The organism is Citrobacter sp. CRE-46, from assembly GCF_059615875.1.
In genome coordinates this window covers 1,325,402-1,344,414 of record NZ_CM184341.1, presented here as the reverse complement: position 1 = coordinate 1,344,414, position 19,013 = coordinate 1,325,402, and the positions used below count along the sequence as shown (strand labels likewise).

At 52.6% G+C, this 19,013-nt stretch carries 14 protein-coding genes and 2 rRNA genes; 9 read left to right on the top strand and 7 right to left on the bottom strand.

Going from position 1 to position 19,013, the window contains the following annotated elements; translation table 11 throughout:
- Positions 1-213 precede the first annotated feature (213 nt).
- Positions 214-1,836: an L-aspartate oxidase gene (gene nadB, locus AC534G_RS06345; RefSeq protein ID WP_038642714.1), complete on the top strand. Its 1,623-nt coding sequence runs from the start codon at positions 214-216 to the stop codon at positions 1,834-1,836.
- Here nadB and trmN read toward each other — a convergent pair.
- The gene (gene trmN, locus AC534G_RS06340; protein WP_085048976.1) at positions 1,821-2,558 is read right to left on the bottom strand and encodes a tRNA(1)(Val) (adenine(37)-N(6))-methyltransferase TrmN; all 738 of its coding nucleotides are present in this window, start codon (positions 2,556-2,558) and stop codon (positions 1,821-1,823) included. The two genes, nadB and trmN, sit on opposite strands and share 16 nt — an antisense overlap.
- A gap of 132 nt (positions 2,559-2,690) precedes the next feature.
- Between trmN and srmB the strand changes: the two genes are divergently transcribed.
- Positions 2,691-4,019 (top strand): ATP-dependent RNA helicase SrmB, encoded by a 1,329-nt coding sequence (gene srmB, locus AC534G_RS06335; RefSeq protein ID WP_038642718.1) that lies wholly within the window; start codon positions 2,691-2,693, stop codon positions 4,017-4,019.
- An 18-nt stretch (positions 4,020-4,037) separates the two neighbouring features.
- On the opposite strand, the gene AC534G_RS06330 is transcribed toward srmB, so the two are convergent.
- A complete protein-coding gene (locus AC534G_RS06330) occupies positions 4,038-4,934 on the bottom strand; it encodes a LysR family transcriptional regulator (protein ID WP_110497130.1) in 897 nt (298 codons plus the stop codon).
- 102 nt (positions 4,935-5,036) lie between these two features.
- Here AC534G_RS06330 and eamB point away from each other — a divergent pair, with 102 nt between their 5' ends.
- Positions 5,037-5,624 (top strand): cysteine/O-acetylserine transporter, encoded by a 588-nt coding sequence (gene eamB, locus AC534G_RS06325; protein ID WP_038642722.1) that lies wholly within the window; start codon positions 5,037-5,039, stop codon positions 5,622-5,624.
- A gap of 78 nt (positions 5,625-5,702) precedes the next feature.
- Here the strand turns inward: eamB and grcA are convergent, their stop codons facing one another.
- Positions 5,703-6,086 (bottom strand): autonomous glycyl radical cofactor GrcA, encoded by a 384-nt coding sequence (gene grcA, locus AC534G_RS06320; RefSeq protein ID WP_005121223.1) that lies wholly within the window; start codon positions 6,084-6,086, stop codon positions 5,703-5,705.
- Between the two features lie 317 nt (positions 6,087-6,403).
- Here grcA and ung point away from each other — a divergent pair, with 317 nt between their 5' ends.
- Positions 6,404-7,093, top strand: a complete 690-nt coding sequence (gene ung, locus AC534G_RS06315) for a uracil-DNA glycosylase (RefSeq protein WP_110497128.1) — start codon at positions 6,404-6,406, stop codon at positions 7,091-7,093.
- A gap of 33 nt (positions 7,094-7,126) precedes the next feature.
- Here ung and AC534G_RS06310 read toward each other — a convergent pair whose 3' ends face one another.
- Positions 7,127-8,206: a tRNA/rRNA methyltransferase gene (locus AC534G_RS06310; protein WP_110497126.1), complete on the bottom strand. Its 1,080-nt coding sequence runs from the start codon at positions 8,204-8,206 to the stop codon at positions 7,127-7,129.
- Between the two features lie 207 nt (positions 8,207-8,413).
- Between AC534G_RS06310 and trxC the strand changes: the two genes are divergently transcribed.
- From trxC to AC534G_RS06285, 5 genes are all read left to right on the top strand, one after another.
- Positions 8,414-8,833 carry a thioredoxin TrxC gene (gene trxC / locus AC534G_RS06305; RefSeq protein ID WP_003037559.1) on the top strand — a complete coding sequence of 140 codons (420 nt, stop codon included), beginning with the start codon at positions 8,414-8,416 and terminating at the stop codon, positions 8,831-8,833.
- A 69-nt stretch (positions 8,834-8,902) separates the two neighbouring features.
- Positions 8,903-9,601 carry a tRNA-uridine aminocarboxypropyltransferase gene (tapT, locus tag AC534G_RS06300; protein WP_087856392.1) on the top strand — a complete coding sequence of 233 codons (699 nt, stop codon included), beginning with the start codon at positions 8,903-8,905 and terminating at the stop codon, positions 9,599-9,601.
- 36 nt (positions 9,602-9,637) lie between these two features.
- A complete protein-coding gene (locus AC534G_RS06295; RefSeq protein WP_038642730.1) occupies positions 9,638-12,298 on the top strand; it encodes a bifunctional acetate--CoA ligase family protein/GNAT family N-acetyltransferase in 2,661 nt (886 codons plus the stop codon).
- A 114-nt stretch (positions 12,299-12,412) separates the two neighbouring features.
- The gene (pssA, locus tag AC534G_RS06290) at positions 12,413-13,768 is read left to right on the top strand and encodes a CDP-diacylglycerol--serine O-phosphatidyltransferase (protein WP_038642732.1); all 1,356 of its coding nucleotides are present in this window, start codon (positions 12,413-12,415) and stop codon (positions 13,766-13,768) included.
- A gap of 31 nt (positions 13,769-13,799) precedes the next feature.
- Positions 13,800-14,135: a YfiM family lipoprotein gene (locus AC534G_RS06285; protein ID WP_201746028.1), complete on the top strand. Its 336-nt coding sequence runs from the start codon at positions 13,800-13,802 to the stop codon at positions 14,133-14,135.
- Here AC534G_RS06285 and AC534G_RS06280 read toward each other — a convergent pair.
- From AC534G_RS06280 to AC534G_RS06270, 3 genes are all read right to left on the bottom strand, one after another.
- Complete coding sequence (locus tag AC534G_RS06280; RefSeq protein WP_061382224.1) at positions 14,132-15,430, bottom strand: MFS transporter; 1,299 nt, start codon at positions 15,428-15,430, stop codon at positions 14,132-14,134. The two genes, AC534G_RS06285 and AC534G_RS06280, sit on opposite strands and share 4 nt — an antisense overlap.
- Before the next feature lie 419 nt (positions 15,431-15,849).
- Positions 15,850-15,965 (bottom strand): 5S ribosomal RNA (rrf, locus tag AC534G_RS06275).
- 97 nt (positions 15,966-16,062) lie between these two features.
- Positions 16,063-18,967, bottom strand: a 23S ribosomal RNA gene (locus AC534G_RS06270).
- Positions 18,968-19,013: the final 46 nt, after the last annotated feature.

Below are 19,013 nucleotides of genomic sequence, written 5' to 3'. Positions count from 1 at the left end.
CACCGCTTGCAGAGTAACCCAACGGCCACTTTATTTCATCACATAATCTGATGCTAACGGCCTGCTTCACAAAATAATTTTGCTCATTTCGGCCTCGTCATACTTTTTCTTTCATGTTTAGCCATTGCAACACATTTAAAAAATAAAACGTGCAGCAACGCGTATTCTGGTGCTATTGTGAGCAAACACTGTTTAGTAAATTAAACAAACATTATGAATACAACTCCTGAATTATCCTGTGACGTGCTGATCATTGGCAGCGGAGCTGCCGGACTCTCGCTGGCGCTGCGGCTGGCTGAGAAACATCAGGTTATTGTACTGAGCAAAGGTCCTGTTAGCGAAGGCTCGACGTTTTATGCTCAGGGTGGTATTGCCGCGGTTTTCGATGAAACCGACAGTATCGACTCCCACGTTGAAGATACGCTGGTTGCCGGGGCCGGACTTTGCGATCGTCATGCGGTAGAGTTTGTCGCCAGCAATGCCCGCACCTGTGTGCAGTGGCTTATCGATCAGGGTGTGTTATTTGATACGCAGGTTCAGCCCAACGGTGAAGAGAGTTATCACCTGACCCGTGAAGGCGGTCATAGTCATCGACGCATCCTGCATGCTGCGGATGCTACTGGTAAAGAAGTCGAAACCACCCTTGTCAGCCAGGCGCAAAATCATCCTAACATACAGGTTCTGGAGCGCAGTAATGCCGTCGATCTGATTGTCTCTGATAAAATCGGCCTGCCGGGAACGCGTCGGGTTGTTGGGGCCTGGATCTGGAATCGTAATAAAGAAGCTGTCGAAACCTGCCATGCGAAGTCAGTGGTGTTAGCTACCGGCGGCGCGTCAAAAGTGTATCAGTACACTACCAATCCGGATATCTCCTCGGGGGACGGGATTGCGATGGCCTGGCGCGCGGGATGTCGTGTCGCCAATCTTGAATTTAACCAGTTTCATCCAACGGCGCTGTATCATCCGCAGGCGCGCAATTTCCTGCTGACCGAGGCGCTGCGTGGCGAAGGCGCGCACCTGAAGCGCCCGGACGGCTCGCGCTTTATGCCCGATTTTGACGAGCGTGGCGAACTGGCTCCCCGCGATATCGTCGCCCGTGCCATTGACCATGAGATGAAGCGTCTGGGCGCTGACTGCATGTTCCTCGACATCAGCCATAAACCGGAAGCATTTGTTCGTCAGCATTTCCCGATGATTTATGAAAAACTGCTGGGACTGGGCATCGATTTGACCAAAGAGCCGGTCCCTATCGTCCCTGCCGCGCACTATACCTGCGGCGGTGTGATGGTTGATGACTTTGGCCGCACGGATGTCGACGGTCTGTATGCCATCGGAGAAGTGAGCTATACCGGCCTGCATGGCGCCAACCGTATGGCGTCGAACTCATTGCTTGAGTGCCTGGTTTACGGCTGGTCAGCCGCTGAAGATATCGACAGGCGAATGCCTTACGCACGCGGTGTCAACACACTTCCCGCCTGGGATGAAAGTCGTGTGGAAAATCCGGATGAGTTGGTGGTGATTCAGCATAACTGGCATGAGCTGCGCTTATTTATGTGGGACTACGTCGGGATTGTGCGTACGACTAAGCGCCTGGAGCGCGCGCTGCGCCGTATCACCATGCTGCAACAGGAAATCGACGAGTATTACGCCCATTTCCGCGTGTCGAACAATTTGCTGGAACTGCGCAACCTGGTGCAGGTTGCCGAGCTGATTGTACGCTGCGCAATGATGCGCAAAGAGAGTCGGGGCCTGCACTACACGCTGGATTATCCTGAACAACTTCCCGAGTCAGGCCCGTCCATCCTCTCGCCGCTAAGTCATCACATAAACAGATAAAACGCCTGGGTCAGCGCCGTGTAACCTTCAGAGTAACGTTGGTCTGGCCCACGGATAACCAACCTGTCGCTAAAGCACTCCCCGGCCTGCGGGGAGAATGCCAACAATACACGATGTGGTAGCCGGGCCTCAGTTTCTGCCACATCCGTACGTAAACGCAAATGCCAGCCCATACTTAATGCCTGCTGGGTAAAGGCGTTACCAATTTGTTCCGGCAGCACGACACAAAAAAAACCATCTTCTGTAATACTCCCCGCCGCCAGCGCCAGCAATGCTTCATGATCGAGCGCGGTCGTGTAACGTGCCTGCTCGCGCTGCGGCGTGGCGCATTCCACTCCCTGTTCATAATAAGGTGGATTGCTGATAATCAAATCAAAACGCACGGTCTGGCGTGGTATCCATTGCTGCGCATCTGCTGTATGAACGCTGACGCGATGCATCCACGGAGATTGCGCGATGTTCTCCTGCGCCTGCTGCGCGGCGTCAACATCAAGCTCCACGGCGTCAATGATGACATTTTCATCAGTACGCTGGGCCAGCATCAACGCCAACAAGCCGCTCCCGGTACCAATATCCAGGATCCGTTTTACGCCCGCAACGGGGGCCCAGGCCCCTAATAAAATACCGTCCGTTCCGACTTTCATCGCACAACGATCATGCGCCACAAAAAACTGCTTAAATGTAAATCCATTACGTCTAAGTACGGATGTAGACTGGGGCATGGAGAACAACCTTCCTGGGGAAAAAAGACGATAACATAGGATAAAAACAATACCTGAGAAGCTATATCCATACAAACAGATGAAGATTGCAGCCGTAACGTCTATAATCAGCGCCCCACACAGAGGTAGAACATGACTGTAACGACTTTTTCCGAACTTGAACTCGATGAAAGCCTTCTGGATGCCCTCCAGGAAAAAGGTTTCACTCGCCCGACCGCCATTCAGGCTGCCGCCATTCCGCCTGCGCTCGATGGCCGTGATGTACTCGGTTCTGCGCCGACAGGCACCGGTAAAACGGCGGCATATTTGCTGCCAGCGTTGCAGCACCTGCTCGACTTCCCGCGCAAAAAATCTGGCCCACCGCGCATTTTAATTCTGACGCCAACGCGCGAACTGGCGATGCAGGTTGCCGACCACGCCCGTGAACTGGCGAAGAATACGCATCTGGATATCGCCACAATTACCGGCGGCGTGGCTTACATGAACCATATGGAAGTCTTTAGCGAAAACCAGGATATCGTGGTCGCCACCACCGGTCGCCTGCTGCAATACATCAAAGAAGAGAATTTCGACTGCCACGCGGTTGAAACGCTGATCCTCGATGAGGCAGACCGTATGCTGGACATGGGCTTTGCCCAGGACATCGAACATATCGCCGGTGAAACCCGCTGGCGTAAGCAGACGATGTTATTCTCTGCCACGCTGGAAGGCGACGCGATTAAAGATTTTGCCGAGCGCCTGCTGGAGGATCCGGTTGAGGTTTCGGCGGATCCCTCGACCCGCGAACGCAAGAAGATCCATCAATTTTACTACCGTGCCGATGACATCGAGCACAAAACGGCTCTGTTGATCCATCTGTTAAAACAGCCGGAAGCGACCCGTTCGATTGTTTTTGTACGTAAGCGTGAGCGTGTGCACGAGCTGGCAGGCTGGCTGCGCCAGGCTGGCATTAATAACTGCTATCTCGAAGGCGAGATGGTACAGATCAAGCGTAACGAAGCGATCAAACGCCTGACCGATGGTCGTGTGAACGTACTGGTTGCGACCGATGTTGCCGCTCGCGGGATCGACATTCCTGATGTTAGCCACGTGTTTAACTACGACATGCCGCGCAGTGGTGATGCCTATCTACACCGCATTGGCCGTACCGGCCGCGCTGGCCGTAAAGGTACCGCGATTTCTCTGGTTGAAGCGCACGACCACCTGCTGCTTGGTAAAGCGAGCCGCTATATCGACGAACCGCTGAAGGCGCGCGTTATTGACGAACTGCGTCCGACAACTCGCGCGCCAAGTGAGAAATCTAACGGCAAGCCGTCCAAGAAAGTGCTGGCGAAGCGCGCCGAGCAAAAAGCCAAAGAAAAAGAGAAACCGCGCGTGAAGAAACGTCACCGCGACGCCAAAAATATCGGCAAACGTCGTAAGCCGAGCGGAACGGCTCCCCAGCAGTCCGACAAAGAGTAAAACCGTATGCCGGGCCGTTTAGCCCGGCATTTTTTCATGCATCGCAAAGCTCTCTTCAATACACTCAATAAACACCCGCATCGCCGGGCTAACGACTTTTCCAGCATGGTAACCGCACAATGCCGTAATTAACTCCGGCTGTTCGCTGAACGGTAACTCAACCAATTCCCCTGAACGGAGCTCCTTCTCAACGGCAAAACGCGGCAAAAAACTGACGCCAAGATTTGCCGATACGCAGTGCTTGATGCTCTCAATACTCCACAACTCAATCGTATTTTCCAGCGTAATATGACGCTTACGCAGTAGCCCTTCGAAGCGTTGTCTGAAAATACATTGCGGTTCATTAATGATAAAGCTGCAGGGAATGTGCTGGTGATGCCGGGTGAAATCAACGTGCTGCAGCAGAGGCGACGCAACCAGCACCAGTGACTGATCGCCCAGCGGTATCATCTCAAGTGCATCATCATTACCAACACGATAAAACACGCCCAGATCAACCTCATCACCGAGCAACGCATCGCGAATGACATAGCAGTTGAGCGACTGTAAGGACAACCGCACATGAGGCGCGCGTTGTTTAAATCGCTGTAGAACCTGCGGCATTTTATACGCCAGCAGCGTTTCGCCGGTCGCAACGCGTAGATCGCCGCTCGGCTGCGCATCCTGCTGTGCTGACTGACGAATCGATGCCATCACGCGGGTCAGGTCGTGTATATGCGGCATCAACCGTTTGCCCTCACTGGTGAGACACATTCTGCGGCCAATTTTTTCGAACAGCTGCACCGAAAGCTCTTGCTCAAGCTGTTGAATATGAAACGTCACGGTCGATTGCGTACAACAAAGCTTTTGTGACGCCCGCAGGAACGACCCCTCTTCCACCACCGTTTTTAACGTAATAAACCGACGTAAATCCATCCGCACCAACCCATCGAAAATATCGAACTCAGAATGCGAAAACATTCATTTTTTTAAATGTTTTGACTCGGGTACTGTCTACCAAAACAGAGGAGATAACAAGTGACCCCCATACTTTTAAGTGCATTCTGGACCTATACATTGATTACCGCGCTAACCCCTGGCCCAAATAACATCCTTGCGCTCAGTGCTGCGACGTCACACGGTTTTCGCCAGAGCACGCGCGTGCTTGCCGGGATGAGTCTGGGCTTTTTAATCGTCATGCTGATATGCGCCGGGATTTCGTTTTCGCTTGCCGCGATGGATCCGGCCATCATCCACTGGCTCAGTTGGGCAGGCGCGGCATATATCTTGTGGCTGGCATTGAAAATCGCCACCAGCCCGGCGGCAAACGATAATTTGCAGTCCGAACCGATCGGCTTCTGGGCGAGTTTTGGCTTGCAGTTTGTTAACGTCAAAATCATTTTGTACGGCATTACCGCGTTATCCACGTTCGTACTGCCCTATACGCAGGATGCACACTGGCTGATTGGGGTGAGTATTCTGCTGGCGCTGATCGGCACCTTTGGTAATGCATGTTGGGCGCTGGCAGGCCATCTTTTTCAGCGCCTCTTTCGCCGTTACGGCCGACAGTTGAATATCATTCTGGCGCTGCTGTTAGTGTATTGCGCAGTACGAATTTTTTACTAACGGATATAAAAAAGCGGAAGACGCGCTGGCATCTTCCGCTTTTGATTCTCTGCTAAACGGGGTTATTCCCCGCGAGCCTTACAGGCTCTCAGTAAAGGTACGAGCAATAACGTCGCGCTGCTGTTCTGGGGTCAGAGAGTTGAAACGTACCGCATAACCAGAAACACGGATGGTCAGCTGCGGATATTTTTCCGGATGCTTAACCGCATCTTCCAGCGTTTCGCGACGCAGAACGTTCACGTTCAGGTGCTGACCACCTTCCACGCGAACTTCCGGCTGTACGTCTACCGGCACTTCACGGTATTCGATTTCACCCAGTTTGCTGACGGCAACGACGTCATCCGCATTGAAACCTGCTTTCGCAACGATGCAGCGTGCTTCGCCTTTTTCGCTGTCCAGCAGCCAGAAAGAGTTCAGCAGGTCGTCGTTTGCAGCTTTAGTAATCTGGATACCTGTAATCATTTGATGCCTCCCCGGCAAAATTATTTGATCTCGGTTGGCCGTCATCCGGCCAATTGGTAAAACCATTGTTGCTTGAGTGTATATATACCCCTCACACACCCTTGAATCTTTGATTTAAATCAACAAAAACCACACATGAAAAGTGGTGATAGGTGGATTTTATTGTTTTACATCAACTTACGCCACGTACACAGCTAAACTTTTTACATAAATTTTCAACTATCTTTAAGGCCCATGCCGTTGAGAAACGTACAGAATTTTGCGACGTGGTAAGAAGCAGTTAAGCTACAGGGATTGAAAATTCGCAGGAGAGCGAGATGGCCACCGAATTAACCTGGCACGATGTGCTGGCAGATGAGAAACAGCAGCCTTATTTTGTTAACACGCTACATACTGTCGCTGGCGAGCGTCAGTCGGGTATGACAATTTACCCGCCGCAAAAAGATGTGTTTAACGCTTTTCGCTTTACCGAACTTGGCGACGTGAAAGTCGTCATCCTGGGGCAGGATCCTTACCACGGTCCAGGCCAGGCACACGGTCTCGCGTTCTCTGTTCGTCCGGGTATTGCCACTCCCCCCTCGCTGCTGAACATGTACAAAGAGCTGGAAGCGACGATTCCTAGCTTCACGCGCCCAACGCACGGTTATCTGGAAAGCTGGGCACGTCAGGGGGTACTGTTACTGAATACCGTACTCACCGTCCGCGCCGGTCAGGCACATTCGCACGCCAGCCTGGGCTGGGAAACCTTCACCGATAAAGTCATCAGCCTGATTAATCAGCATCGCGAAGGCGTTGTTTTCCTGCTCTGGGGTTCACACGCACAAAAGAAAGGCGCGATCATTGATACCCAACGTCACCATGTGTTGAAAGCGCCGCATCCGTCACCGCTCTCCGCACATCGCGGTTTCTTTGGCTGCAATCACTTTGTACTGGCTAATGAATGGCTGGAACAACGAGGTGAAAAACCGATTGACTGGACGCCGGTGTTACCTGCAGAAAGTGAGTAAAAAAATGCCAGCGATTCGCTGGCATTTTTATTATCAGGCTTTGTTCTGACGCCACCACTCCGCGAGCAGTACGCCGGTTGCCACAGATACGTTGAGCGTTTCAACGTTACCCGTACCGTCAATCGCCACGCACAGGTCGTCGGCTGAGCATGCCGCTTCCGGCAGCGCTTCACGCTCACGCCCTAATACCAGCACCATTTTTTCCGGCAGCGTAGTAGTAAACAACGGTTTGCCTTTCACGCTTGAGGTCATCACTACCGTGTAACCTGCCTTACGGAAGTCGTCCAGCACATCGACAATGCTGTCACCGGTGATCGGCTGAACATGCTCTGCGCCACCTTCAGCGGTACGGATTGCCGCACCTGATTCCAGCAGCGCCGCATCCTGTACCACCACGCCTTTCACACCAAAGTGGGCGCAGCTACGCATCATTCCGCCCAGGTTGTGCGGGTTAGCGATGTCTTCCAGAGCCAGTACGCAATCCTGCACCCCAGCCTGACCCACCCACTGCTTAACGGTGGTACCGTTACGTTTTTTGATTAGGAAACAAACACCGCCATGGTGCTCAGTACCGGAGGCTTTCGCCAGCTCAGCTTCATCAACCACATGGTAAGCTTTACGGTTTGCCGCCATCCAGCGTAATGCTTCTTTAAAGCGCGGGGTGACGCTCTGCACGAACCAGGCGCGAACAATAGCGTCCGGACGACTCTGGAACAGAGCCTGACAGGCATTTTCACCGTAAACGCGGGTTTCTTCCGCGCGCTGACGACGTAAGACTTCAGGATCGATAAAACTCTTGCCGCTAATGCCACCATGATCGGCTTTAGCCTCAGCATCATCATTCGGTGCGCGGGACACGGTACGCCATGGTGAATCTTCACGTCTGCGATCGCGTTCTGCATCGCGGTCACGACCACGTTCACGGCCGCGTTCGCTGTTCGGACCCTTTCTGTCATCACGGGCAGGGCGACGACCACCTTCGGCTCGGGAAGTACCGGGGCGTCCGCCGCCTTTACCAGTACGTGGATTTTGGGTGCGTTTATCCGAGTCATCGTCACTGCGGACGTACATCACTTTGACCTTGCCGTTTTTGTTCTTCAGTTCGTCGCTCATGTTTTTCTCCACCTGCTCTGCGCGAAGCGCGCAGATTACCCGATGTGCACGTCGTTAGCCATTATTTCATTTAAAAGCTAAGGACTATTGTACTCATTGAATAAAACGCATTGTTGTTTAGAACAGACTCCCCGATAATATGTAACATAATAGAAACATACTGGCGTCACTGCCATGAAGTCCACACTACTCATCCAGAGGTTAGTTATGAATACCGTTTGTACCAGCTGCCAGGCTATCAACCGCATTCCCGACGATCGTGTCCAGGAAGCGGCTAAATGCGGACGCTGTGGTCACGACCTGTTCGATGGGGAGGTGATCAATGCGACCGGTGAAACACTGGATAAACTGTTAAAAGACGATCTCCCGGTGGTGGTTGATTTTTGGGCCCCCTGGTGCGGACCATGCCGTAACTTTGCCCCAATTTTTGAAGATGTCGCGGAAGAGCGTAGCGGTAAAGTACGTTTTGTTAAAGTGAATACAGAAGCCGAGCGTGAGCTCAGCGCCCGCTTCGGCATCCGCAGTATTCCGACCATCATGATCTTCAGAAAAGGTGAAATCGTCGATATGCTTAATGGCGCCGTACCTAAGGCTCCGTTTGATAGCTGGCTTAACGAATCATTATAATCTCTGCGGGGCGCATCTTGTGCCCCGTTTTCACCTCTGCGACAATAGCGTTTTTCAACGTGTTCCCCCATGACCGATAACGCAGTTCTTCAGTTACGCGCTGAGCGCCTCGCGCGCGCCACGCGTCCTTTCCTCGCCCGAGGTAACCGTATTCGTCGCTGCCAGCGCTGCCTGCTGCCGCTAAAGCTCTGCTTATGCGCAACGTTAGTACCGTCTGAGGCCAAAAGCCGTTTTTGTCTGGTCATGTTTGATACCGAGCCGATGAAGCCCAGTAACACGGGACGTTTAATCGCCGATATTTTGCCCGATACCGCGGCTTTTCAGTGGTCACGCACCGAACCGCCGCAGGCGCTGCTTGAGCTGGTGAAAAATCCCGATTACCAGCCGATGGTGGTATTCCCGGCGTCCTATGCGGGCGAAGAGCGCGAAGTGATTTTCACGCCGCCGACCGGCAAACCGCCGTTGTTTATTATGCTCGATGGCACCTGGCCGGAAGCGCGTAAAATGTTCCGTAAAAGCCCGTACCTCGACAACCTGCCGGTGATCTCCGTTGATTTATCGCGCCTGTCCGCTTATCACCTGCGTGGTATTCACGCCGAAGGGCAATACTGTACTGCCGAAGTCGCCATCGCTTTGCTGGATCTGGCTGGCGATACGCAAGCTGCGGAAGGGTTAAGCGATCACTTCACTCGCTTTAAAACCCGTTACCTGGCAGGAAAAACTCAACATCAGGGAAGCGTCACAGCAGACTCGACAGAAAGCGTTTAAAATCATTCAGTCACTGGTGTCATTAAGGAAGCCGATATGAGTCAACGTGGTCTGGAAGCACTACTGCGACCGAAATCCATTGCGGTGATTGGGGCGTCGATGAAGCCTAACCGCGCGGGTTACCTGATGATGCGTAATCTGCTTGCCGGCGGTTTCAATGGGCCAGTTCTACCGGTGACGCCCGCCTGGAAAGCGGTATTAGGCGTACTGGCCTGGCCCAATATCAGCAGCCTGCCTTTTAGCCCCGACCTCGCCGTGTTGTGCACCAATGCCAGCCGTAACCTGGCATTGCTCGAAGCGCTTGGCGAGAAAGGCTGTAAAACCTGCATTATTCTTTCGGCTCCCGCGGCCCAGCATGCAGAACTGCTGGCCTGCGCCTCACGCTATAAAATACGCCTGCTGGGTCCCAACAGTCTGGGACTTCTCGCCCCCTGGCAGGGACTTAACGCCAGCTTTTCCCCCGTCCCGATTAAGCGCGGCAAGCTGGCTTTTATCTCTCAATCCGCCGCCGTATCCAATACCATACTCGACTGGGCGCAGCAGAGAGAAATGGGCTTTTCTTACTTTATCGCGTTGGGTGACAGCCTGGATATCGACGTTGATGAGCTGCTGGATTACCTGGCGCGCGACAGTAAAACCAGCGCAATATTGCTCTATCTCGAACATTTGAGCGATGCCCGGCGCTTTGTCTCTGCCGCCCGTAGCGCCGCGCGCAACAAACCCATTCTGGTGATTAAGAGTGGCCGCAGCCCGGCAGCGCAGCGTTTACTGCACACCAGTGCAGGGATGGACCCAGCCTGGGATGCGGCTATTCAGCGCGCCGGTTTATTACGCGTGCAAGATACTCACGAGCTGTTCTCGGCGGTCGAAACCCTGAGTCACATGCGCCCGCTGCGTGGTGACAGACTAATGATCATCAGTAACGGCGCCGCGCCTGCCGCACTGGCATTGGATGAGCTATGGTCGAAGAATGGCAAACTCGCCACGCTGAGTGAAGATACCTGCCAGAAATTACGCGATGCGCTACCAGCCCATGTTGATATCGGCAACCCGCTGGATCTTCGTGACGACGCCAGTAGCGAACACTATGTAAAAACGCTGGATATTTTGCTCGCCAGCCAGGACTTCGACGCGCTGATGGTGATTCATTCGCCCAGCGCCGCCGCCCCCGGGACCGAAAGCGCGCAAGCGTTGATCGAAGCAGTAAAGCAGCATCCTCGAGGGAAATTTATCTCCTTACTGACCAACTGGTGTGGGGAGTTTTCTTCCCAGGAAGCCCGTAGGCTATTTAGCGAAGCAGGGGTGCCCACCTACCGTACGCCGGAAGGAACCATCACCGCGTTTATGCATATGGTCGAGTATCGGCGTAACCAGAAGCAACTGCGAGAAACGCCTGCGCTACCGGACTACCTGACCACGAACACCGCAGAGGCGCATAATCTGTTACAGCAGGCGATTGCCGAAGGGGCCACATCGCTGGATACCCATGAAGTGCAGCCGATTTTACAAGCTTATGGCTTACACACGCTCCCGACCTGGATCGCCAGCGACAGCGCGGAAGCTGTGCATATCGCAGAGCAGATCGGCTATCCGGTGGCGCTCAAGCTGCGTTCCCCTGATATCCCGCATAAATCGGAAGTTCAGGGGGTAATGCTCTACCTGCGTACGGCAACAGAGGTACAGCAGGCCGCGAATGCGATTTTTGATCGGGTGAAAATGGCATGGCCGCAGGCGCGCATCCACGGTTTATTAGTGCAAAGCATGGCGAATCGCGCTGGCGCTCAGGAGCTTCGCGTCGTCGTTGAACACGATCCGGTATTTGGCCCACTGATTATGCTGGGTGAAGGTGGGGTTGAGTGGCGACCAGAAGAGCAAGCCGTGGTGGCATTGCCGCCATTGAACATGAATCTGGCGCGTTATCTGGTGATCCAGGGGATCAAAAATAAGAAGATCCGCGCTCGTAGCGCACTACGCCCACTGGATATCGCCGGACTAAGCCAGCTTCTGGTGCAGGTATCCAACCTGATCGTCGATTGTCCGGAAATTCAGCGTCTGGATATCCATCCGCTGCTGGCCTCCGCCGGTGAGTTTACCGCGCTGGACGTCACGCTGGACATTGCCCCTTTCACGGGCGATAACGAAAGCAGATTGGCTGTACGCCCCTACCCTCATCAGCTTGAAGAGTGGGTTGAGTTGAAGAACGGCGAGCGCTGCCTGTTCCGCCCCATTTTGCCTGAGGACGAACCTCATCTGCAGCAGTTCATTTCTCAGGTAACCAAAGAAGATCTTTATTATCGCTATTTTAGTGAGATCAACGAATTTACCCATGAAGATTTAGCCAATATGACACAGATCGACTACGATCGTGAAATGGCCTTTGTCGCTGTGCGTTGTAGAGATAATCATGAAGAGATCCTCGGCGTGACGCGAGCTATCTCGGATCCTGATAACGTAGATGCCGAGTTTGCCGTCCTGGTTCGTTCTGATCTCAAAGGACTTGGACTGGGTCGCCGATTGATGGAAAAATTAATTGCCTATACCCGAGATCACGGACTTAGACGCTTGAATGGTATTACGATGCCAAACAATCGCGGTATGGTCGCCCTGGCCCGGAAACTCGGGTTCGTTGTTGACGTCCAACTCGAAGAGGGGATTGTTGGGCTAACGCTTAATCTGGCCCAATTTGAGGAATCGTGAGTAAGGTACTGGAAATGTTGACCACATTAATGGGTACTGGTGGTATCATTGCCCGCTTATGTCGTCTGCATAGCACAGAGGACCCTTCAATGAACAGAGAAGAAATGCACTGTGATGTTGTCAAAATTTAAGCGTAATAAACATCAACAACACCTTGCCCAACTACCCAAGATTTCTCAGTCAGTTGATGATGTAGATTTCTTTTATGCTCCCGCTAATTTCAGGGAGACTCTGCTGGAAAAAATCGCCAGCGCGACGCGACGGATCTGCATTATTGCGCTGTACCTGGAACAGGATGACGGTGGCAAAGGCATACTCGACGCGCTCTATGCGGCAAAACGGCAGCGTCCTGAACTGGATGTCCGGGTGCTTGTCGACTGGCACCGAGCCCAGCGCGGGCGCATTGGTGCTGCGGCATCTAATACCAATGCTGACTGGTATTGCCGCATGGCGCAAGAAAACCCCGGTATCGATATTCCTGTCTATGGCGTGCCGATTAACACGCGCGAAGCCCTTGGCGTTCTGCATTTCAAAGGCTTTATCATCGATGACAGCGTCCTGTATAGCGGCGCCAGCCTGAACGATGTTTATCTGCATCAGCATGATAAATATCGCTACGACCGTTATCAGCTGATTCGCAACGCGCAAATGGCCGATATCATGTTCAATTGGGTGGCGCAAAACCTGATGAATGGCCGCGGCGTTAATCGTCTTGATGATATCAATCGCCCTAAAAGCCCGGAAATTAAAAACGACATCCGCTTGTACCGTCAGGAACTGCGCGATGCGTCATTCCATTTTCAGGGAGATGCGGATAATGAACAGCTTTCTGTTACGCCTCTGGTTGGACTCGGAAAATCCAGTCTGTTAAATAAGACTATTTTCCACCTCATGCCCTGCGCAGAGCACAAACTCACAATTTGTACCCCTTATTTCAATCTGCCCGCCATACTGGTGCGCAATATCATTCAGCTGCTGCGTGAAGGGAAAAAGGTCGAAATCATTGTCGGTGATAAAACCGCCAACGACTTTTATATCCCGGAAGATGAGCCTTTTAAAATCATCGGCGCGCTGCCCTATCTGTATGAAATTAACCTGCGCCGTTTCCTGAGCAGACTGCAATATTATGTGAATACCGACCAGTTAGTCGTGCGCTTATGGAAAGATGATGACAACACTTATCATCTGAAAGGTATGTGGGTTGATGATAAATGGATGCTGCTCACCGGCAACAACCTTAATCCTCGAGCCTGGCGTCTGGATCTGGAAAATGCCATCCTTATCCACGATCCTAAGCAAGAGCTGGCGCCCCAGCGTGATAAAGAGCTGGAGCTTATTCGCACGCATACCACCGTGGTTAAGCACTACCGCGACCTGCAAAGCATTGCTGACTATCCAGTCAAAGTGCGTAAGCTGATCCGTCGACTACGCCGTATTCGTATCGACAGATTAATTAGCCGTATTCTGTAACCAAGACCCCGTCACTGACGGGGTTTTTCATATGGAGGCAACGGTGCGCCTGTTTATTCTTACCAGTATCCTGGCTATTTCTGGCTGCAGCCACATGGCAAACGACCGCTGGAGCGGACAAGACAAAGCTCAACATTTTATTGCCTCCGCCATGCTTGCCGCAGCCGGTAACGAATATGCCCAGCATCAGGGTAACAACCGAGATCGCAGTGCGGCTATTGGTTTGATGTTCTCAGTCAGCCTGGGCGCGTCAAAAGAGCTGTGGGACAGCCGCCCCGCTGGGAGCGGCTGGAGCTGGAAGGACTTTGCCTGGGATGTTGCGGGCGCCTCAACCGGCTATGCAGTCTGGCAACTGGCGCATCATTAGAGGCGCAGCCCTTTCCCCTTACCATGCAGCATCAGCGATACTAAAAATGCGACGACTGCCAGCGCGGTAACGTACCAGAAGAATGTGGTTTCCATCCCGATGGATTTCAGGGATAAGGCAACATATTCGGCTGAACCACCAAACAGAGCATTCGCCACCGCATAAGATAACCCAACCCCCAGGGCGCGCACCTGCGCCGGAAACATCTCAGCCTTCAGAATGCCGCTGATGGACGTATAGAAACTCACGATCAACAAGGCGCACATTACCAGAGCAAACGCCATATACGGAGACGTCACGTTTTGCAATGCTGTCAAAATGGGAACGGTGAAAATCGCAGCTAATGCGCCAAAGCATAGCATGGAAGTACGTCGGCCAATTTTATCTGACAAAGCGCCAAACAATGGTTGCACCAGCATGAACACACACAGTGCCGCCGTCATAATCCCGCTGGCTACGTTGGCATGCATACCTGCGGTATTAACCAGGTACTTCTGCATATAGGTTGTGAAGGTGTAAAAACACAGCGAGCCAGCAGCAGTAAAGCCAAGCACCATGATGAAGGCTTTGCGATTACGCCACAGACCTTTCAGAGAGCCCGCTTCTTTCAGCGCGCGAACATCCTGTTTCGAGGTTTCATCCAACTGGCGACGCAGCCATAGCGCGACAATAGCTAACACGGCGCCCAGCGCAAATGGAATACGCCACCCCCACTCTCTTAGCGCTGAATCTTCTAAGGTTTGCTGTAAAATGACCACAACCAGTAATGCCAATAGCTGCCCGCCAATTAACGTTACGTACTGGAATGAAGCATAAAAACCTTTCTTACCTTCAATGGCCACTTCACTCATGTAGGTAGCGCTGGTCCCGTATTCGCCCCCGACAGACAGTCCCTGAAATAGTCTGGCCAGCAGCAATAGCGCAGGAGCCCAGGTACCGATGGTTTCATACCCCGGAAGACAAGCGATCACCAGCGATCCCATACACATCATACAAACTGACAGCAGCATGGATTTTTTGCGCCCGTGCTTATCAGCGATGCGACCAAACAACCAGCCGCCAATTGGTCGCATCAGAAAGCCTGCGGCAAAAACGCCGGCAGTCTGTAAGAGTTGCGTAGTGGTGTTTCCTGATGGAAAAAAGATATGAGCAAAATAGAGAGAGCAGAAAGAATAGATATAGAAATCAAACCATTCGACCAGATTCCCTGATGATGCTCCGACAATCGCCCAAATACGACGACGGGTATCGCCGTCTGTCAGCGTCCCGTTCTCAGTTACACTGCTATCAGCCATTAGAATTATACCCCTGCCAAGGATCGCGTGAATTTATCAATGCTAGTTGTGTCTTTTTTGGTAAATTAAATGTTATATAATTGTTATAATTAATTATGCGATATAAGTCACGGTTTTAATTAGCACAGAAAGGATTCAGATATGTTCGAGGGGATAGCGTCGGAGGTCGCATAAGGCGACAGGCGGAGTTTATTTCACACAGACGCAAAAAAGCCCATCCGGCAGGATGGGCTTCTTCACTTTATTTGATGCCTGGCAGTTTATGGCGGGCGTCCTGCCCGCCACCCTCCGGGCCGTTGCGGCGCAACGTTCAAATCCGCTCCCGGCGGATTTGTCCTCCTCAGGAGAGCCCTCACCGACAGACAACAGATAAAACAAAAGGCCCGGTCTTTCGACCGGGCCTTCCGCTTTTATTTGATGCCTGGCAGTTCCCTACTCTCGCATGGGGAGACCCCACACTACCATCGGCGCTACGGCGTTTCACTTCTGAGTTCGGCATGGGGTCAGGTGGGACCACCGCGCTACAGCCGCCAGGCAAATTCTGTTTATTAACCCGCTTTTCGCCGGTTAATGTCATCTGTAATCAAGCTGAAACTGATGTCTGTCTTTCGCCAAAACACCTTCGGCGTTGTAAGGTTAAGCCTCACGGTTCATTAGTATCGGTTAGCTCAATGTATCGCTACACTTACACACCCGACCTATCAACGTCGTCGTCTTCAACGTTCCTTCAGGAGACTCTAGGTCTCAGGGAGAACTCATCTCGGGGCAAGTTTCGTGCTTAGATGCTTTCAGCACTTATCTCTTCCGCATTTAGCTACCGGGCAGTGCCATTGGCATGACAACCCGAACACCAGTGATGCGTCCACTCCGGTCCTCTCGTACTAGGAGCAGCCCCCCTCAATTCTCCAGCGCCCACGGCAGATAGGGACCGAACTGTCTCACGACGTTCTAAACCCAGCTCGCGTACCACTTTAAATGGCGAACAGCCATACCCTTGGGACCTACTTCAGCCCCAGGATGTGATGAGCCGACATCGAGGTGCCAAACACCGCCGTCGATATGAACTCTTGGGCGGTATCAGCCTGTTATCCCCGGAGTACCTTTTATCCGTTGAGCGATGGCCCTTCCATTCAGAACCACCGGATCACTAAGACCTGCTTTCGCACCTGCTCGAGCCGTCACTCTCGCAGTCAAGCTAGCTTATGCCTTTGCACTAACCTCCTGATGTCCGACCAGGATTAGCTAACCTTCGTGCTCCTCCGTTACTCTTTGGGAGGAGACCGCCCCAGTCAAACTACCCACCAGACACTGTCCGCAACCCGGATTACGGGCCCACGTTAGAACACCAGCCATTAAAGGGTGGTATTTCAAGGACGGCTCCATGCAGACTGGCGTCCACACTTCAAAGCCTCCCACCTATCCTACACATCAAGGACCAGTGTTCAGTGTCAAGCTATAGTAAAGGTTCACGGGGTCTTTCCGTCTTGCCGCGGGTACACTGCATCTTCACAGCGAGTTCAATTTCACTGAGTCTCGGGTGGAGACAGCCTGGCCATCATTACGCCATTCGTGCAGGTCGGAACTTACCCGACAAGGAATTTCGCTACCTTAGGACCGTTATAGTTACGGCCGCCGTTTACCGGGGCTTCGATCAAGAGCTTCTCCTTACGGATAACCCCATCAATTAACCTTCCGGCACCGGGCAGGCGTCACACCGTATACGTCCACTTTCGTGTTTGCACAGTGCTGTGTTTTTAATAAACAGTTGCAGCCAGCTGGTATCTTCGACTGATTTCAGCTCCATGAGTAAATCACTTCACCTACCTATCAGCGTGCCTTCTCCCGAAGTTACGGCACCATTTTGCCTAGTTCCTTCACCCGAGTTCTCTCAAGCGCCTTGGTATTCTCTACCTGACCACCTGTGTCGGTTTGGGGTACGATTTCGTGTTACCTGATGCTTAGAGGCTTTTCCTGGAAGCAGGGCATTTGTCACTTCAGCACCGTAGTGCCTCGTCATCACACCTCAGCGTTAAAAGGTACCGGATTTACCTGGAACCTCCGCCTACATGCTTAAACCGGGACAACCGTCGCCCGGCCAACATAGCCTTCTCCGTCCCCCCTTCGCAGTAACACCAAGTACAGGAATATTAACCTGTTTCCCATCGACTACGCCTTTCGGCCTCGCCTTAGGGGTCGACTCACCCTGCCCCGATTAACGTTGGACAGGAACCCTTGGTCTTCCGGCGTGCGGGTTTTTCACCCGCATTATCGTTACTTATGTCAGCATTCGCACTTCTGATACCTCCAGCAGCCCTCACAGGCCACCTTCAACGGCTTACAGAACGCTCCCCTACCCAACAACACATAGTGTCGCTGCCGCAGCTTCGGTGCATGGTTTAGCCCCGTTACATCTTCCGCGCAGGCCGACTCGACCAGTGAGCTATTACGCTTTCTTTAAATGATGGCTGCTTCTAAGCCAACATCCTGGCTGTCTGTGCCTTCCCACATCGTTTCCCACTTAACCATGACTTTGGGACCTTAGCTGGCGGTCTGGGTTGTTTCCCTCTTCACGACGGACGTTAGCACCCGCCGTGTGTCTCCCGTGATAACATTCTTCGGTATTCGCAGTTTGCATCGGGTTGGTAAGTCGGGATGACCCCCTAGCCGAAACAGTGCTCTACCCCCGAAGATGAGTTCACGAGGCGCTACCTAAATAGCTTTCGGGGAGAACCAGCTATCTCCCGGTTTGATTGGCCTTTCACCCCCAGCCACAAGTCATCCGCTAATTTTTCAACATTAGTCGGTTCGGTCCTCCAGTTAGTGTTACCCAACCTTCAACCTGCCCATGGCTAGATCACCGGGTTTCGGGTCTATACCCTGCAACTTAACGCCCAGTTAAGACTCGGTTTCCCTTCGGCTCCCCTATACGGTTAACCTTGCTACAGAATATAAGTCGCTGACCCATTATACAAAAGGTACGCAGTCACACCCGAAGGTGCTCCCACTGCTTGTACGTACACGGTTTCAGGTTCTTTTTCACTCCCCTCGCCGGGGTTCTTTTCGCCTTTCCCTCACGGTACTGGTTCACTATCGGTCAGTCAGGAGTATTTAGCCTTGGAGGATGGTCCCCCCATATTCAGACAGGATACCACGTGTCCCGCCCTACTCTTCGAGTTCACAGCACATGCGTTTTTGTGTACGGGACTATCACCCTGTACCGTCGGACTTTCCAGACCGTTCCACTAACACACATGCTGATTCAGACTCTGGGCTGCTCCCCGTTCGCTCGCCGCTACTGGGGGAATCTCGGTTGATTTCTTTTCCTCGGGGTACTTAGATGTTTCAGTTCCCCCGGTTCGCTTCGTTAACCTATGTATTCAGTTAACGATAGTGTGACGAATCACACTGGGTTTCCCCATTCGGAAATCGCCGGTTATAACGGTTCATATCACCTTACCGGCGCTTATCGCAGATTAGCACGTCCTTCATCGCCTCTGACTGCCAGGGCATCCACCGTGTACGCTTAGTCGCTTAACCTCACAACCCGAAGATGTTTCACTTCTGATTGCGAAAATTTGAGAGA

Excerpts from the sequence above, each read along its gene's own strand:
- nadB (WP_038642714.1), top strand. The coding sequence starts at position 214 with ATGAATACAACTCCTGAATTATCCTGTGACGTGCTGATCATTGGCAGC.
- trmN (WP_085048976.1), bottom strand. The coding sequence starts at position 2,558 with ATGCCCCAGTCTACATCCGTACTTAGACGTAATGGATTTACATTTAAG.
- srmB (WP_038642718.1), top strand. The coding sequence starts at position 2,691 with ATGACTGTAACGACTTTTTCCGAACTTGAACTCGATGAAAGCCTTCTG.
- AC534G_RS06330 (WP_110497130.1), bottom strand. The coding sequence starts at position 4,934 with ATGGATTTACGTCGGTTTATTACGTTAAAAACGGTGGTGGAAGAGGGG.
- grcA (WP_005121223.1), bottom strand. The coding sequence starts at position 6,086 with ATGATTACAGGTATCCAGATTACTAAAGCTGCAAACGACGACCTGCTG.
- ung (WP_110497128.1), top strand. The coding sequence starts at position 6,404 with ATGGCCACCGAATTAACCTGGCACGATGTGCTGGCAGATGAGAAACAG.
- AC534G_RS06310 (WP_110497126.1), bottom strand. The coding sequence starts at position 8,206 with ATGAGCGACGAACTGAAGAACAAAAACGGCAAGGTCAAAGTGATGTAC.
- trxC (WP_003037559.1), top strand. The coding sequence starts at position 8,414 with ATGAATACCGTTTGTACCAGCTGCCAGGCTATCAACCGCATTCCCGAC.
- tapT (WP_087856392.1), top strand. The coding sequence starts at position 8,903 with ATGACCGATAACGCAGTTCTTCAGTTACGCGCTGAGCGCCTCGCGCGC.
- AC534G_RS06295 (WP_038642730.1), top strand. The coding sequence starts at position 9,638 with ATGAGTCAACGTGGTCTGGAAGCACTACTGCGACCGAAATCCATTGCG.
- pssA (WP_038642732.1), top strand. The coding sequence starts at position 12,413 with ATGTTGTCAAAATTTAAGCGTAATAAACATCAACAACACCTTGCCCAA.
- AC534G_RS06285 (WP_201746028.1), top strand. The coding sequence starts at position 13,800 with ATGGAGGCAACGGTGCGCCTGTTTATTCTTACCAGTATCCTGGCTATT.
- AC534G_RS06280 (WP_061382224.1), bottom strand. The coding sequence starts at position 15,430 with ATGGCTGATAGCAGTGTAACTGAGAACGGGACGCTGACAGACGGCGAT.